Annotated in this window: 12 protein-coding genes; 3 read left to right on the forward strand and 9 right to left on the reverse strand. The window is 65.0% G+C overall.

What is annotated here, in order from left to right:
- Positions 1-96: 96 nt before the first annotated feature.
- On the forward strand, positions 97-2,214 hold the full coding sequence (locus GFY24_RS11745; RefSeq protein WP_153805021.1) for a prolyl oligopeptidase family protein: 2,118 nt from the start codon (positions 97-99) through the stop codon (positions 2,212-2,214).
- A 35-nt stretch (positions 2,215-2,249) separates the two neighbouring features.
- Here GFY24_RS11745 and GFY24_RS11750 read toward each other — a convergent pair whose 3' ends face one another.
- Positions 2,250-2,879, reverse strand: a complete 630-nt coding sequence (locus tag GFY24_RS11750; protein ID WP_309230742.1) for a TetR/AcrR family transcriptional regulator — start codon at positions 2,877-2,879, stop codon at positions 2,250-2,252.
- A gap of 84 nt (positions 2,880-2,963) precedes the next feature.
- Positions 2,964-3,557: a TetR/AcrR family transcriptional regulator gene (locus tag GFY24_RS11755; RefSeq protein ID WP_153805023.1), complete on the reverse strand. Its 594-nt coding sequence runs from the start codon at positions 3,555-3,557 to the stop codon at positions 2,964-2,966.
- Positions 3,558-3,669: 112 nt separating this feature from the next.
- On the opposite strand from GFY24_RS11755, the gene GFY24_RS11760 reads away from it, so the two are divergent.
- Complete coding sequence (locus GFY24_RS11760) at positions 3,670-5,019, forward strand: ABC transporter permease (protein ID WP_309230743.1); 1,350 nt, start codon at positions 3,670-3,672, stop codon at positions 5,017-5,019.
- Here GFY24_RS11760 and mscL read toward each other — a convergent pair.
- The 6 genes from mscL to GFY24_RS11790 all read right to left on the reverse strand — a co-directional run bounded on the left by mscL (position 5,005) and on the right by GFY24_RS11790 (position 9,882).
- Entirely contained in the window at positions 5,005-5,418 is a 414-nt protein-coding gene (gene mscL / locus GFY24_RS11765) for a large conductance mechanosensitive channel protein MscL (RefSeq protein WP_153805025.1), read from the reverse strand. The two genes, GFY24_RS11760 and mscL, sit on opposite strands and share 15 nt — an antisense overlap.
- A gap of 132 nt (positions 5,419-5,550) precedes the next feature.
- Positions 5,551-7,107, reverse strand: coding sequence for a BCCT family transporter (locus tag GFY24_RS11770; protein WP_309230744.1), 1,557 nt, complete (start codon positions 7,105-7,107; stop codon positions 5,551-5,553).
- A gap of 88 nt (positions 7,108-7,195) precedes the next feature.
- The gene (locus GFY24_RS11775) at positions 7,196-7,525 is read right to left on the reverse strand and encodes a hypothetical protein (RefSeq protein ID WP_153805027.1); all 330 of its coding nucleotides are present in this window, start codon (positions 7,523-7,525) and stop codon (positions 7,196-7,198) included.
- 11 nt (positions 7,526-7,536) lie between these two features.
- Positions 7,537-7,764 carry a CsbD family protein gene (locus GFY24_RS11780; protein WP_153805028.1) on the reverse strand — a complete coding sequence of 76 codons (228 nt, stop codon included), beginning with the start codon at positions 7,762-7,764 and terminating at the stop codon, positions 7,537-7,539.
- A 111-nt stretch (positions 7,765-7,875) separates the two neighbouring features.
- Positions 7,876-9,174 carry a D-arabinono-1,4-lactone oxidase gene (locus GFY24_RS11785; protein WP_153805029.1) on the reverse strand — a complete coding sequence of 433 codons (1,299 nt, stop codon included), beginning with the start codon at positions 9,172-9,174 and terminating at the stop codon, positions 7,876-7,878.
- Between the two features lie 33 nt (positions 9,175-9,207).
- On the reverse strand, positions 9,208-9,882 hold the full coding sequence (locus GFY24_RS11790; protein ID WP_309230745.1) for a helix-turn-helix domain-containing protein: 675 nt from the start codon (positions 9,880-9,882) through the stop codon (positions 9,208-9,210).
- A 118-nt stretch (positions 9,883-10,000) separates the two neighbouring features.
- Between GFY24_RS11790 and GFY24_RS11795 the strand changes: the two genes are divergently transcribed.
- Entirely contained in the window at positions 10,001-11,515 is a 1,515-nt protein-coding gene (locus GFY24_RS11795) for an MFS transporter (RefSeq protein WP_153805030.1), read from the forward strand.
- Between the two features lie 83 nt (positions 11,516-11,598).
- Here GFY24_RS11795 and GFY24_RS11800 read toward each other — a convergent pair whose 3' ends face one another.
- Complete coding sequence (locus GFY24_RS11800; RefSeq protein ID WP_375336034.1) at positions 11,599-12,780, reverse strand: lipase family protein; 1,182 nt, start codon at positions 12,778-12,780, stop codon at positions 11,599-11,601.
- Positions 12,781-13,115: the final 335 nt, after the last annotated feature.

Raw genomic sequence — 13,115 nt, forward strand, 5'->3', positions numbered from 1 at the left:
GCGCCGATCTCACCCGTGAATGTGTCGGTCCGGCAGGGTAATCTGCAGGTCGGCGCTTCGCCCGGGGCGAAGGCATGATCATGAAACGGGGGATTCATGGCTCGTGTGGGAATCGGATTCGGTTGGCGCGTTGCGATAATCGCGGCAGTCGCCATAGTCGTGGTGGGGTGTGGCGGGTCCGGCGCATCGGGTGATCAATTCCGATGGCTGGAGGAGTTGGACAGTCCGCGCGTGCAGTCCTGGGTCGCGGACGAGAATGCCAAAACCCTGGGAGTTCTGGAGAAGGATCCGCACTACGCGGACAATCTCGCGCAGGCCACCACGCTCGCCAACGCGCCGGACCGGCTGCCCGTGCCGGAGTTCCGCGATGGCGCGATCGGCAATTTCTGGCAGGACGGCGAGCATAAGCGCGGCATCTGGCGCGAGACCGGCATCGCCGATTACGAAGCACCGCAACCACAGTGGAAGACCGTGCTCGACCTCGACGCACTGGCCGCCGCCGAGGGCCGGAACTGGGTGTGGGAGGGCATGAACTGTGCCCCCGACCGCGGTACCCGCTGTCTGGTGAACCTCTCCGAGGGTGGTGAGGACGCGGTCACCGTGCGCGAATTCGACCGTGGCACCGGGCAATTCGTGCCCGGCGGGTTCGACCTCGAACGCGGTAAGCAGTACGTCTCCTGGGCGGACGACGACACGCTGCTGGTATCGCGGGAATGGCTGCCGGGGGAAAAGACCGCCTCGGGTTATCCGTACATCGTCAAGACCTGGCATCGCGGGCAACCCCTGCAAGAGGCCACCGAGGTGCTGCGCGGCGATCCGGCCGATGGGCTCGGCACCGCACCGATGGTGCTGGACAGCGACAATGGTCACCGGGTGAGCATGGTGGTGCGCCGCCCCTCCTTCTTCGAAGCCCAGTTCAATCTGATCGTCGACGGTAAGCCGGTGCGGTTGGCGCTGCCACCGAAATCCGAGCTGGAAGGCATGATCGGCAATCGGGTGCTGGTCGCGCTGCGCGACGACTGGACCGTGGGCGGCGCCACCTTCCAATCCGGTTCGCTCATCTCACTCGACGCCGATGACCTGGCGAAACATCCGGATAATCCGCACGCCACGGTGGTGTACGTCCCCGGTCCGCAGGAGGCGTTCCAATCGGTCATGACCACCCGAGGTCATGCAGTGGTGACCTCGCTTTATGACGTGAAGGGCCGCGCCACCGTCTACACCCCACAGCCCGACGGCACCTGGACGGGCGCGCCGGTGCCACTGCCGGACAATGCGACCGTCTATGCGGTGGACGCGGATTCGCGTGGTGAGAACGCGTATCTCTCGGTCACCTCACCGCTCACGCCGTCCACGCTGTGGAGTCTGAATGCCGCCGATGGCCGTCTGGTTCCGGTGAAATCCGCACCGGCGCGGTTCGATTCGTCGCGCTTCGTGGTGGAGCAGTTGAAGACCGCGTCAGCGGACGGCACCAAGGTGCCGTACTTCATCGTGCACGCGGCCGATATGAAGTACGACGGCACTACGCCGACCATCGTGTACGCGTACGGCGGATTCGGGTCCTCCTCCACACCCGGTTACAACGGGCTGCTGGGTAAATCCTGGCTGGAGAAGGGCGGGGCCTATGTCATCGCCAATATTCGCGGCGGTGGCGAGTACGGGCCGGCCTGGCATGACGCGGCATTGAAGACCAAGCGGCAGAAGGCTTTCGACGACTTCACCGCCGTGGCGGATGATCTCATCGCACGCGGCATCACCACACCACGGCATCTCGGGATACAGGGCGGCTCCAATGGTGGACTGCTCATGGGTGTGGAGTTCACCCAGCATCCGGAGCTGTGGAGCGCGGTGGATATTCAGGTGCCGCTGCTGGATATGGAGCGGTACGAGCAGATCGCGGCGGGCGCGTCCTGGGTGGGCGAGTACGGGTCCATGGCGGTGCCGGACGAACGGGCCTTCCTCGAATCCATCTCGCCCTACGCGCATTTGAAGTCGGGCGTGAAGTATCCGGAGCCATTCGTCTGGACCACCTCCAAGGACGACCGGGTCGGCCCACAGCACGCGCGCAAATTCGCCGCCCGACTATCGGCGCGGGGTGACCCGTACTTCTTCTACGAGGCCACCCAGGGTGGGCACGGTGCCGGAGCCAATAACGACGAGAAGGCCCACACCAACGCCCTCGAATACACCTACTTCATGCGCCAGCTGATGTGAGGGGTGGGCATGGCGGCTCGGGCGGCAGGGTTTGTTCAGTCTCGGATGATGAGCGAAACCGCTACTGGCACAAGCATGTTCACCAGGTCGCTGACGGGTGGGTGCGGGTTCGACAGCAGCCACTCGTGGGTCAGGCCGTTGATCGCGCCGATCAGTGCGCTGCCCGCCATCTCCGGGTTGCCGCGAATGCGCGCACCCGGTCCGGCGAGTGGTTCCAGGGCCTTGCGAATGACATCGATCCAGGTGTGCCGGCGGGCGCGGCGGTGTTCCTCCATGGCCTGGCTGACACCGACCACCTCCACGAAGGCGACCTTGGCCCGATGCGGGTCCGAACCGACCGAGCTCAGAAAGGCGGACAGCACCAGGGTGACGGTTTCGATCGGATCGGGATCGGGGCCGAGCCCGGCGAGCGCGCTCGCCAGCGCCGCGGCGGCCTCGTCCTGGATCTGGTCGTAGGCGGCGACCAGTACATCCTCGCGGGTGGCGAACTCCTCGTAGAACTGCCGCTTGGAGAGTGCGGCGGCGGCACAGACATCGGCGAGGGAACAGTTGGCGTAGCCACGCTCGCCGAAGATGTGGATGGCGGCGTCGAGAAACCGCTGTCGCCGCTCCGCCTTGCGCTCGGTGACGGCGCGCCCGCCGTACTGCCTGCCCGCGATGGTCACAGCCCGTCCTCGATTGTCACTGCCAGCCCTCGGTTGTCGCCATGCGATTGTCCGCACCAAAGGTAACGGTGCGGTGCCCGGAATTCAGCGGCGAGGACGCAAACCGTCCAACATGTGGGTCACGGTCTCTTCAAACAGGCTGTCCGCATCATCGGCGGCAATGAAACCCGAACCCACGAAGGTGGCCAGTCCCTGCAATGCGGCCATGGCCGACAGGCAGATTCGCCGCGGATCGCCCGCGACCACCTCACCCCGCTGCTGCCCGTCCCTGATCATGGCCACCGGCATGGCCAGCGCCTGTGCGACGGCCGCCACCATGTCCGGGGTCTGCTGCTGCTTGCGCGCGAACATGACCGCCAGCAGCGCGTGATTGTCGATGGCGAATTGCAGATAGGCCCGTGCCACCGCGGTGATGCGCTCCAGCAATGTGCCTGTGGCCGCGGCCTTTTCGAACGAGGCGCCCAGCCGCTCGAAGCCGGCCACCGCGAGCGCGTCCAGTAGTGCCTGCTTATCCCGGAAGTGCCGGCTCGGCGCGGCGTGACTGACGCCGGTATCGCGGGCGAGCTGCCGCAATGACAGCCCATCGACTCCGGTGCGGCGCAGCAGGGCCTCGGCGCGGCGCAGGAGTTCGGCTCGGAGATCGCCGTGGTGATAGGAGCGCGAACTGGTGACGGACATGGTGACTGCAGGATATCGGACACACTCCGGGATGTTGTCATTGACTACTTTGTTGTCGGTGCCTACATTTGCGGAAGACTTTCATCGTGTCCGCATCGAATGGAGTGAGCCAGTGCCGAAAGATCCCGCGCCCTCGGAGGTTTCGGGCGCGAGCAAGCCCGGCGTTCCGCTGCGCGGCTGGATCGCGCCGATCTTCGTGATCACGCTCCTGGCCGCACTGCTGGGCACCATGTACCTCGGGTACACCTCCGATCCGGAGAAGAACCTGCACGATTTCCCCATTGCCCTGGTCAATCAGGACGATGGCGACATCCTCGACGGCAAGCCCGTCAATATCGGCGACCAGATCACCGATGCGCTGACCGAGCAGATCCCCGCCGACAAGATCGACCTGCACGTGATCGGCATCAGCGAGGCACAGCGCGAGCTCGCCGACGGCAAGGTCTACGGCGAGATCGTCATTCCCAGCGACTTCACCAAGCGGCTCAGCATTCTGGCCGCCGCCTCGGTGGTGCCCGGCGATGTGGAGCGGCCGGTGATCACCGTGCACACCAATCCGCGCGCCAGCACCTACGCCGCCTCGATCGTGCAGCGCATCTCGGATCGGGCCATGGCACAGGTCAATACGACCGTCGGCACCCAGCTCACCGCGCAGGTCAAAACCAAGCTCGCCCCCGCGCCGGGGGCCGCGCCGACCGAGCTGAGCGGTGCCGCGCGATTGCAACTGGCCAAGCCCATCGATGTGGTGGTGAGCCCGTTCCGCCCGCTGCCCGAGGGCACCGGCCAGGGACTGTCGGCCTTCTTCTACACGCTCATCCTGCTGTTCGTGGGCTTCAGCGGGGCCATGATCATTCACGCCATGGTCGACAATGTGCTCGGCTATGTGCCCGCCGAATACGGGCCCTGGTACCGGCATATCGCGCCGGTCGCCATCTCGCGCTGGCGCACGCTGCTGGTGAAGTGGGCCATGGCGGCGGTGACCGCGCCCATCGCCTCGGGCGTGTTCCTTGCTATCGCCAAGATCTTGGATATGCCGATCGAGCACCCGCTGCCGCTGTTCCTCTACGGTGCGCTCGCCATTACCGCCGTTGCGGTGACCGGTCTTTCGGTGCTCGCCGCCTTCGGCACCGCGGGTCTGCTCATCAATATGATCGTGTTCGTGGTGCTCGGCCTGCCGTCCTCCTCGGGCAGCATTCCCATCGAGGCGACGCCGCGCTACATCGGCTTCCTGGCGAATTTCGAACCCATGCATCAGATCTACCTGGCGGTGCGGTCCCTGCTGTTCTTCGACGGGCATCTCGCGGCCGGGCTGGGCACCGGGCTGTGGATGACCGTCCTCGGACTCACCCTCGGAATTCTGCTGGGCGCGATCGCCACTCACACCTACGACCTGCGCGGACTGTACCGACTCGGCGTGTCGCACAAGCCTGTCGAAGCGGGCGACGACCTACTTGTTCAGTGAGTCGCCCTGATCGGCGCGCTGCTTGGCGAGCAGGTCACGGATCTCGGTCAGCAGCTCCAACTCGGTCGGATCGGCCTTGACCGCGGTCGGCTTGGACAGCCGGGCCTTGAGGTGATTCATCGGCAGAATCAGCACGAAGTACAGGACGGCGGCCACCGTCACGAAGTTGATGCAGGCGCTGATGATCGGGCCCAGGGCCACGAACGTCGACGGCTTGCTACCCAGAATCTGGAATCCCAGACCGAATTCGCTATTGCCGCCGAGGGTCGCCAGTAGCGGCTCGATCAGCCCCTTGGTGATCGAGGTGACGATCGCGGTGAAGGCGGTACCCATGACCACCGCGACCGCGAGGTCGATGACATTGCCCCTCATCAGGAAGTCTTTGAAACCCTTGAGCATGACGCAGGAATATCCAATCCGAGATGAATTCGTAATCTTCTGCGTCGAAGTCTAAGGGCAGGGTGCGCCATGTTTTGAACACGGCATACCCCCATCGACACCCGTCACACTCACGGCCGGATTGTGATCCGATCAGCCGCGTTCGGCCTTGAAGGTGCGGACCAGCGCCCAGCACATGGCCAGCATGACGACGCTGAACGGCAGGGCGATCAGAATCGCGACGGTCTGCAGGGTGGTGAGGGCTGCGGTGCCGGTACCGCTGGCCACCAGCAGCGCGATCGCGACCGCACCCTGCATGCAGGTCCAGAAGGCGCGACTCCATTTGGGCGGCTCCGGGTTTCCGCCCGAGGAGAGCATGTTCACCACCAGCGCACCGGAGTCCGCCGAGGTGACGAAGAACAGCACGATCACCAGAATCGCCAGGCCCGCGGTGAGGCTGCCGCCCGGCAGGGTGTTCAGCACGGCGAACAGCGCACTGTCACGATCGGGTCCGTCCGGGCCGATAAGTCCACCGCCACCGAACATTTCGCGATGCAGGCCCGCACCGCCGAAGACCGCGAACCAGACGAAGGTCAGCAGGGTCGGCACCAGCAGTACCCCGGCGACGAACTCTCGTACGGTGCGGCCGCGCGAAATCCTGGCGATGAAGACGCCGACGAACGGGGCCCAGGAGATCCACCAGCCCCAATAGAAGACGGTCCACTGCATCGTCCACGCGGTGCCCGTCGGACCTTCCGTCGCACCGGTATACAGGCTGATCTTCGGCAACTGCTGGATATACGAGCCGATATTCTGAATCAGATCATTGACAATGAACAGCGTCGGCCCGGCGATCAGCACATACAGCAGCAGCATTCCGGCCGCGCCCATATTCGCCTGCGACAGCAGTTTGATGCCCTTGTCCACCCCGGTCATCACCGAAATGGTGGCCAGTGCGGTGACCCCGATGATCAGCACCACCTGCAGGCCCTTACCCGGTTCATGCAGCCAGCCTTGGAAATTCAATCCGGCCGAGATCTGCAGAATGCCCAGCCCCAGCGAGGTTGCCACACCGAAGACGGTGCCGATCACCGCGACCACATCGATGACATCACCGCGCCAGCCCCGAATACGGTCGCCCATAAGCGATTCCAGCGACCAGCGAATCGATACCGGGCGTCCCTTGCGATGAATCGAGTACGCGATGGCCAGTCCCACCACCACATAGATTGCCCATGGGTGAATTCCCCAATGTAGAAATGTCTGAACCATGGCGGCATCGGCGCGCTGCGCGTTGGTGGACCCTACACCCGGCCGCGGATCGTCGTAGTGGAACAGCGGTTCGGCCACACCCCAGAAAACCAGGCCGATACCCATGCCCGCCGCGAACAGCATGGAAAGCCAAGCGCCCATGGAGTATTCGGCCTTCTCGCCGTCCTCGCCGAGGTGGATATCGCCGAAGCGGCCCAGTCCGAGCCAGATGGCGAACACCACGAACAGTGTCACAATGACGATGTAATACCAGCCGAAACTGCCGATCACATTGTCCTGCAATGCTTTCGCCTGCCGGGCGGCGAGATCGCGAAAGACGATGGCGTACACGGTGAATGCCGTCACCACAATGGCCGATGGCCAGAACACCCTGGGCGCGACCGCCACTCGATGATGAACCGGTGCGGGATCGGAGGAGGCTTCGCTCGGTGCGCTCACAGCGGATGTCCTCTGTCGAGTTGGCTGAACTCCATTGCGACGCAACCCCGATACCGAGCGGGACGGCTCGGTATCGGGGTTGCGGGTACTACTTTCCGACCTTGTTCTTCACGGCCTCGACGATCTCGTTGACCGCGGCCATCACATCCTGGGCGGCATGTTCTAGATTGGCACGCACCTGTTCGAGGGTGCCCTGCATATCATCGGTATTGAGCTTGTCGGCGAATGCCTTCGCCATATCGGCGAGGTCGGCGGCGGCACTACTGGCTCGGTCCGCGAGCTCGGCGGCCGCGCCGCTCGCGCGTTCGGCGAGTTGTCCGGCGGCCGCCTGGGCCTTGTCGGCGAGTTCCCCGGCGCTGCCGCCTTTATCGTCGGCCAGTTTCTCGGCGTTGTCGCCGATATCGTCATTCGTCGGCATATTCGGCTGCCCTACTTCGCGCCGCCGCCGAGTCGTTCCTTCATTTTGTCGACGAATCCGCCGACCTTCTCCTTGACGTCCTCGGTCGCGTGCTTGAGGCGGTCTTCCAGATGTTCCGCCATGCCCTCGGCCTTGTCGGCCGCGTCCTTGGCGGCGTCCTCGGCCTTACCTGTGGCATCCTGTGCGGCGTCCTTGGCCTTGTCGGTCGCGTCATTGACGTTGTCGTCGAAAGAAGACATCGAAACCTCCTCGCGTATGGTCGCGCCCGGGGCCGGGCGCGCATCCAGGACAGTCCGACGAGCAGCTCTGCAAAAAGCAGCGATCTTTCAGCAACCGATCATAGTGCTATTTCAGCCGATCGGACCCAGCACCCGCTCGATATAGGCATTGGTGAATCGCCCCTGCGGGTCCAGGCGCTTACGCACCTCGGCGAACTTATCCCAGTCCGGGTAGCGCTCGCTCAGCGTCTCGGCGGTCTGGAAATGCCGCTTACCCCAGTGCGGGCGGCCGTTGTAGCGATCGAACACCCGTTCACAGGCGCGGAAGTACGGCTCGTAATCCATGCCCGTGTACTGGTGCACGGCGATATAGCAGGTCTCGCGGCCACCGGCGGGGGACAGGAACGCGTCATCGGGCGCGACCCAGCGCACCTCGATCGGCATGGACGTATTGAAATGCTTTGCCACATCCTTGATTTCGCGAATCGCGTCGATGGAGTGCGCGCGCGGAATCGCGTACTCCATCTCGGTGAAGCGGAACAGGCGCGGGCTGGCGAACACCCTGTACGAGCGCTCCACCTGTCGCCGGTAGCTGCCCGCGTAGGCGGCGGCGCGCTGCACATACGGAATCAGGCTGGGCCACGCGCGGGTGAGTTTGCACAGCGCGTCGAAGGTGTAGTTGGTGACCAGGATGTCGGAGAACCAGTCCATGGCCCTACCGCGCGGCTGCTCGGGCAGGTCGACGGTGTTATTGGCCTTGGTCATGGCCAGCGGCGAGTGCGCGAACATGTAGAACTCGAAGTGCTCGTTGCCGTCGACATAGGTATCCAGATCGGCGAGCACGTCCTCGACCGGCACGGGCCGCTCGACGCCTTCGAGCACGAATGACGGCACCATCTGCAGGGTGACCGCGGTGACCACGCCGAGCGCGCCCACATTCACCCGCGCGGCGCGCCAGCCATCCGGATCGGTCTGTTCATTGAGCTCGACCCGGCTGCCGTCGGCGAGCATGAGCTCCACCGATTGCAGTGCGGCCGAGAGGTTCTGCAGTTTGGCCCCGGTGCCGTGGGTGCCGGTGGCGGTCGCGCCCGCGATGGACTGCACGTCGATATCGCCGAGGTTCGGGAAGGCCAAACCGAGCGGGTGCAGCGCAGTGCTGGCGGCATTGAGGGTAATGCCCGCCTCTGCGCGCACCAGGCCCTGCGCGCGATCCACCGAGAGGATCTTGTCGAGCTTGTTCAGGCGCACCAGTGCGCCGTCGGTGAGCACGGTCTCAGTGAAGGAGTGTCCCGATCCGGCGACGCGCACCGTCTGCCCGGCGATCTCGGCGCGGGCCAGCACTGCGGCGAGTTCCTCGGGCGTGTTCGGGTCGGCGATAACCGCCGGAGTGCAGCTCTGATCCCCGGCCCAGTTCGCCCAAGAGTTGGTCATGCGACCAACTTTAAACCGAGAGTGTGAGACGCGCTACCGTTTGCGTCCCATGCACATGGCTTCCTTGGCCCGTTCCACCTCGTCATCGGTGAGCGGAGGCAGGGCCGAGATCATCCGCGGAACGCCGTCACCGCGCACGCCATTGAGCAAAAGCGTCATATACCGTTGCCACACTTCGGTATTCACCGGCCGCGCGAAGCCCGCGACCGCGTCGACCATATTCACCATGGCGAAGAAGTCGCCCGCCTCGATATCGGGCTGCAGCGCACCGGATTCCTTGGCGCGGCGAATGACGGCCTGCATACCCGGGCGCACCCGCTCCTTCATACAGGTGAAACGGTCCATACTGTCGTGCATCTCCAGTACGACCTCACCGAAACCACGGTTGAGCGCCATGTGCCGGCAGGAGTAATCGAACAACTCCACCAGGCCCTGCCAGGGATCCGGATGGTGCAGCGCGAGCTCGACCGCCGCGGCCAGTTCGGTGACCATGGCGTCGAAGACCTCGAGAATGAGCTCCTGCTTGTTCGCGAACCGGCGATAGACGGTTCCGACGCCGACGCCGGCGCGTTCGGCCACATCGTCGAGGGTGACCTCGAGGCCACGATCGGCGAAGAGTTCGCGCGCGGCGGCAATAATGCGCTGCTGATTACGCGCCGCATCTGCCCGGAGGCGACGCGGTGGGGGCGCGGTGGTGACGTGATTCACAGCCCAATCCTAACAGGGTCCGGGATTATCCGGAGGGGATAGCTCCGTTTAGATGGTAGCTTGACTCAGTAAACGGAGATGGCTTCTCCGGTAATCCTAGGGGACGAGGAAAACCACCATGACGACAGCTCTCGAGAAAGAGAAGGCAGTAGCCGCGCCGACGACCGCAGACGGTCGCCGCGGCTCACATGCCATGCGCTGGTGGGTGCTCGCCGTACTCGGCGTGGCCCAGCTGATGGTCGTACTCGATGCGACCGTCGTGAATATCGCACTGCCCGAAGCCCAGCTCGACCTCGGCTTCTCCAATGGTGACCGGCAATGGGTGGTCACCGGATACGCCCTCGCCTTCGGCAGCCTACTGCTGCTCGGCGGACGACTCTCCGACCTGTTCGGCCGCCGCACCACTTTCATCATCGGCCTGATCGGCTTCGCGGCCGCCTCGGCCGCCGGCGGTGCCGCGCCCAGCTTCGAGGTACTGGTCGGCGCTCGCGTGGCCCAGGGCGTCTTCGGCGCACTACTGGCACCCGCCGCACTGTCACTGCTCACCGTGACCTTCACCGAACCCAAGGAACGTGCCAAGGCGTTCGGCATCTTCGGTGCCATCGCCGGCGCGGGCGGCGCGCTCGGCCTGCTGCTCGGTGGCGCGCTCACCGAATGGGCCTCGTGGCGCTGGGTCATGTACGTGAACCTGGTCTTCGCTGCCATCGCCTTGGTCGGCGCGATCATGTTGCTGGCCAAGCACACCGCGACTGTGCGGCCCAAGCTGGACCTGCCCGGCACGCTGACCGTGACGGCCGCGCTCTTCGCCATCGTCTACGGCTTCTCCAAGGCCGAATCCGACGGCTGGACCAACTCGGCGACCCTGGGCTTCCTCATTGGCGGCGTGCTGCTGCTGGGTGTGTTCGTGGCGCTGGAACAGCGGGTCGAGCATCCGCTGCTGCCGCTGCGCGTCATCCTGGATCGCACTCGTGGCGCGTCCTATATGACGGTCTTCGCCATCGGTATCGGCATGTTCGCCATGTTCCTGTTCCTGACCTACTACATGCAGCAGTCGCTGGGGTACTCGCCGATCATCACCGGTGTGGCCTTCCTGCCGATGGTGGCGGGCATGGTCGCCTCCTCGACCACGGTGCCGGCGCTGCTGGTACCCAAGGTCGGTCCGAAGGTGACGGTCGTGAGCGGATTCCTGGTCGCCGCACTGGGTATGGCGCTGCTGACCCGGATCGGTGTGGACACCGCGTACGCCAGCCACATCCTGCCCAGCCTCATCCTGATGGGTCTCGGCCTCGGTACCGCCATGTCGACCGCCTTCATCGGCGCGACCTCCGGCGTGCACCACGATGATGCCGGCGTGGCCTCGGCCATGGTGAACACGAGCCAGCAGGTCGGTGGCTCGATCGGCACCGCGCTGCTGAGCACGCTCGCCGCCACCGCGTTCGGAGACTATGTCACCGACCATGTTTCGGGTGCCGCGCCGTCACCGGCGGTGCTGGCTGAGGCCGCGGTGCAGAGCTACACCACCACCTTCTGGTGGGCCGCCGCGATCTTCGTGGTCGGCGCGGTGGTCACCGGCATCATCATGCCGAACAATGTCCCGGTGCCGTCGGAGGGTGAACCCGTTCTGGCGCACTGAGATTCGCAGTCGCGAATCGAAAAGCAGCCCCGCTCACAACGTTGTGAGCGGGGCTGCTTTTCGATGTGTCGAGGACGAAATCCCTAGCGGCAGTTGGACGGTGCGGGGAGACCGGCGAAACGGTCGGCGAGATAGCCGTAGGCGTTGATGGCGCCGGGCAGGATTGCCGTGGCGTGATCCGTGCCGGGAATGATGTCGAACAGGACCGGGGTGCTGGCGGCGCAGTAGCGACCCGCTGTTGCGAGTGCGAGATCCAGGGGCACCTGATCATTGGCGCCGTGCCACTCGTACATCGGGGCATGGGGGACGCCGGGGAAGATCTCCAGGGCGTTGGCGTGGAAGGTATTGATGAGCGCCGGATCGTTCTCCATGCCCGGGTGGAAAACCTCGCCGATGGTATGGCCGGATCCGGCCGAAATGATGTCGTCCACACAGGAATTCGCCATCCGGTCGCGCAGCGCGAAGCCCGCGGGGGTCAAGGCGTTGTCGAGCGGGAGTTCGCCGGGGTATTCGCGTTCCATGCCGATGGCGACCGCGAAGCCGAGCCCGAACAGTGGATGCGGCACATTGCCGACCTGGATGGCGATCTTGCCCGGATTCACCGGGACGCCGCCCTCTGCGACGCCGACGATATTCAGCTCGGGCGCGTACTCGGCGGCCAGCGCTCCGGCGAATCCGGTGGCCATCGCGCCGCCGAAGTATCCGACCAGTCCGACCGGCGAATTCCCCAGTCCCGCAGGGGCGAAGCGTTCCACCGCGCGGACGCCGTCGAGGGTGATCTGGCCGCCCAGCCGGGCCGCACCATACGCACTGGTCGGGCCCAGATGGTCGGGGACCGCGATCGCCCAGCCGCGGGCCAGCAGCAGGTTCAGCGCCGCGGACTCCTCGAGTCCGCCGTCGAACAGTGCGTGCGACGGAGCACATTGCATACCAAGGGAATTCACGAAAGGCTGATAGGAGACCAGCGGCCGCGGACCTGGGCCGCCGGGCAGGATCAGCGTCGTCATGGCGGCAATGAGACCACCCTGCGAATTCGTGGAGTGGAACAGCAACTGCCACACCGTCGCACCGGGCCACGGGGAGGGGACCAGACGAGAGCGCAGCACGTCTCCGGGTGCGGAGTCGCCGAGATTTCCTGGGGCGTAGTAGAACCCGTCACCTTCGGGAATCGGGTACACCGCCCCGGCATGGGCCGCCGGTGCGCTCGCCATTACGGCGATCGCCACCGCGGCGATGCCGCAGCTCCGGACCAGCATGCTTCTGATCAACTGCCGCACCGCCAACTTGGCTCTCCTCGAGGCCGATGGGACAACGCCGGGCAAGCCGCACTATCCTCGCAGTTCCCGGGTCAAGTTAAGGATCAGCAACACGCCGGAGGGCAATGGTTTAGCAAACTGGAGAGGAGGGTGGTGGCTCGCACCGCCGAGCGGCGAAAGTTCGTAGACTTGCTCGAATCGGGCCGGACATCTTCCGCGCCCTGCGAACTCGGGGGAGCGAAGTGGCGGCAAGGCGACGATTTGGGGGCAGCGATGAGTGAGGTGCGATCGGGCCGGCAACCGTTGGATCGCGCGGCGGTACATCGATTCGCTAGTGTCGTTCC

Source organism: Nocardia sp. SYP-A9097 (assembly GCF_009649815.1).
Classification (GTDB): domain Bacteria; phylum Actinomycetota; class Actinomycetes; order Mycobacteriales; family Mycobacteriaceae; genus Nocardia.

What these genes read in the sequence shown, in the direction of transcription:
- GFY24_RS11775 (WP_153805027.1), bottom strand. Translation starts at nt 7,525, where the DNA reads ATGCCGACGAATGACGATATCGGCGACAACGCCGAGAAACTGGCCGAC.
- GFY24_RS11780 (WP_153805028.1), bottom strand. Translation starts at nt 7,764, where the DNA reads ATGTCTTCTTTCGACGACAACGTCAATGACGCGACCGACAAGGCCAAG.
- mscL (WP_153805025.1), bottom strand. Translation starts at nt 5,418, where the DNA reads ATGCTCAAGGGTTTCAAAGACTTCCTGATGAGGGGCAATGTCATCGAC.
- GFY24_RS11785 (WP_153805029.1), bottom strand. Translation starts at nt 9,174, where the DNA reads ATGACCAACTCTTGGGCGAACTGGGCCGGGGATCAGAGCTGCACTCCG.
- GFY24_RS11745 (WP_153805021.1), top strand. Translation starts at nt 97, where the DNA reads ATGGCTCGTGTGGGAATCGGATTCGGTTGGCGCGTTGCGATAATCGCG.
- GFY24_RS11755 (WP_153805023.1), bottom strand. Translation starts at nt 3,557, where the DNA reads ATGTCCGTCACCAGTTCGCGCTCCTATCACCACGGCGATCTCCGAGCC.
- GFY24_RS11795 (WP_153805030.1), top strand. Translation starts at nt 10,001, where the DNA reads ATGACGACAGCTCTCGAGAAAGAGAAGGCAGTAGCCGCGCCGACGACC.